Here is a 2,803-nt window from a genome sequence, read left to right on the forward strand (position 1 = left end):
CCGTGACTGATTCTGGTTTCTTTGAGAAGCGCTGGAACGAGTTCGGTGATACCCATGTCGGAAGCGACAACTGCGATGGAGCGTTCGAATTGGCTTCTACGCAGCGTAATTTTTTTGATAGAAAGGTACTGTGTCGCAAGGGTCAGTAAACAACCACCGTTACAGCCCGAAGCTCCATAGCCGCAGAGCTCATTGCCGATGATCACAATACCTAGGTCTGGTTGTCGCTCTTTCCGCCGCCAGAGGGGTCAATAGTCTAGTGTAACCTTTGCCTACAGTGCAGAAATCGCTCCTAATGTGCTTCGTTAGAGGATGGTTTTAGGTTCGCTTTCTTATGTGAGGGGTTGATCATAACTGTAGGGGCGGGAATTTGTGTTTTCATGGAATAGGAGAATTGAAGGCGTTAGGGGGTTAGAGTTTTTTCGGTGAATTTGATCGTAGGTCTGCACTCCGTGATTTCTATATCGAATACCATTGGGGTGAGTAGAACCGTAGGTAAAATATCGATAATGATAAATATAAAGAACACCCCGTTCCATCCGTATTGTTTTTTTAGCAAGACTAGTAACATTCATGAGAGCACGCCACCGAGGGAGCCAATGCCATGGAATATGCCTGTATCCGACACGCTATTGCTTTCGACTAAGTTCGAGAAGAGCAAGAATGGAAGTAAGGAGAAATAGGTGTAGCGAATGAATTTGAGCGAAAAATAGGACCCACCCTAGAACAATATCGTTGGGCTAGTGAGCATGCGCATGACGTTTCCCTTTTAGATGATTGGTCAGTATTTCCACTACGTCGCTCAAAAGTGAACCCACGGTATTCGGGTCTATTGATGAGATAGAATCCTGAGTGGTTGAGGATAACTAGGACTGTTTAAAAAGGCGGCTTTCCAATCATACGTGGCATTGGCTTGGACTCACAGTTTTTCATTTGCAGTTATCACCGATCCGATAATCGACTCCACTGAAAATGAAACTGAGCCCAGCATTAGGGCCGTGGTGTATTCTTCAGAAGCTGTTGGGGTGGCTTAGTGAGCCAGGTCTTCAAGGGTAGGTCTGATTATCCCCAGATTGTTGCACTCATCCCAATTGCGCTAGTTGCGAAGCATGGCTTCACGAACTTTGGGCTTGTGGTAAGAGGACCATGTGATATGAGGATATACTCAGTTTCTATAGGGGGGAGTTGCGAGGTCTAATTTGTTAGGTTATCGGTAGCTGAAGCTAAGGGGATTTGGTGGGCATCAGCTACGGCTTCATAAGTCAGTTGGCCATTCGTGCAGTTGATGCCATTGATGAGCTCTGGGCGCTTATTGATAGCGCTGGCTAAACCGTTTTCGGCGATGAGCGTAGTCCAGTTGTGGGTGACATTATTGAGGGCTTGAGTCGCAGTACGTGAGTATGCTCCAGGCATGTTAGCCACGCAGTAGTGAACCACATTCTCTTCAATATAGGTCGGATTTTCGTGGGTGGTGGCATGAGTCGTCTCCGCGCAACCTCCTTGATCAACTGCTATGTCGACAAACACACTGCCTGGCTGCATGAGCTTGAGCATGTCTCTCGTGATGAGCTTAGGAGCAGCGGCTCCAGGGATGAGGACGGCGCCAATGACGAGGTCAACTTTAGGAAGTAGTTCAATGATGTTCGCCTCAGATGAGTAGACAGTGTGTGTGCCATCCATCGTGATATCGAGGAAACGCATGCGGTCGAAGTCCACTTCTAGGATAGTCACGTCAGCTCCTATACCTTTTGCCACACGAGCGGCTTTAACGCCTGCTGTACCACCGCCAATTACTACCACGCGACCTGGGGCAACACCGGGAACTCCTCCGAGAAGAGTACCTCGGCCATTATTATGTTTTGCAAGATGGTAGCTTCCTACAATCGCTGACATGCGCCCCGCAATCTCGGACATTGGTTCGAGCAGTGGAAGGCGTCCATTTACCTCGATAGTTTCGTAGGCAATAGCGGTGCAGCCTGTAGCAACAAGTGACTCAGTAAGGTTTCTGTCTGCAGCAAGATGCAGATAAGTGAAGAGGATGTGCTGATCAGTGAGCATCGCTACTTCTGAGGGCTGAGGCTCTTTTACTTTAATTATGAAAGTAGACTTAGCAAAAATCTCTTTAGCTGTATCAAGGATGATCGCCCCGCAGGCGATGTATTGCTCGTCGCTGTAGCTAGCACCGATACCTGCGTTTTTCTCGACGTAAACAGTATGGCCGCGCTTCACAAGATCTTTAGCTGAGGCTGGAATCATGGATACGCGATGCTCTTGATTTTTAATCTCTTTAGGGACGCCGATGTTCATTAGACTATTATAGTATATTGTTTGTTATTAATGGAGCAACGTTTTAGACAGCCTATTTGATGCTTGAATCGTGAAAGTATTTTCTAGCTCTCGCGTGTGATTTCTGAAGTCTGCGCATTTTAGTTTTAGCCTCAGATTTGAAGTGCCCGCTTCTTTGATTTTTGCATGGTGTATGCTAGATTGTCTAAAATCAAATACACAATCTTATTGGTATCTTTGATCCGCCGAAGCATCAAATTTATGCGCTTTTGATAGTTCATCGCCCCCTCATAAAATAACAAGCGCATCTTCCCATTTTTAATGCGGCTGAGTTCATATAGACTCTCTCCTTTTGCCCTTTATCTCTCGAACTGGAAGTTATCCCTTGCTTGGCGAAAGCTGCACCAGCTTCTAACACGTAGGTGTAAGTATCACTGGAGCAGAATCAGGTTTGGCTTTACCAATGATGCTCCCTGCGTTGTTTACGCGGTGCGTGGCTGCGACAACCTCGGCTATT

Annotated in this window: 1 protein-coding gene and 1 pseudogene; both read right to left on the bottom strand. The window is 46.8% G+C overall.

What is annotated here, in order from left to right:
• A pseudogene (locus ABGY95_RS10845) lies at window positions 1-206 on the bottom strand (hypothetical protein); the annotation flags it as partial.
• Between the two features lie 988 nt (window positions 207-1,194).
• Entirely contained in the window at window positions 1,195-2,307 is a 1,113-nt protein-coding gene (ald, locus tag ABGY95_RS10850) for an alanine dehydrogenase (protein ID WP_347441701.1), read from the bottom strand.
• Window positions 2,308-2,803 lie beyond the last annotated feature (496 nt).

The organism is Rubritalea sp. (assembly GCF_039830215.1).
Taxonomy (GTDB): Bacteria; Verrucomicrobiota; Verrucomicrobiia; order Verrucomicrobiales; family Akkermansiaceae; genus Rubritalea.

What these genes read in the sequence shown, in the direction of transcription:
- ald (WP_347441701.1), bottom strand. Translation starts at nt 2,307, where the DNA reads ATGAACATCGGCGTCCCTAAAGAGATTAAAAATCAAGAGCATCGCGTA.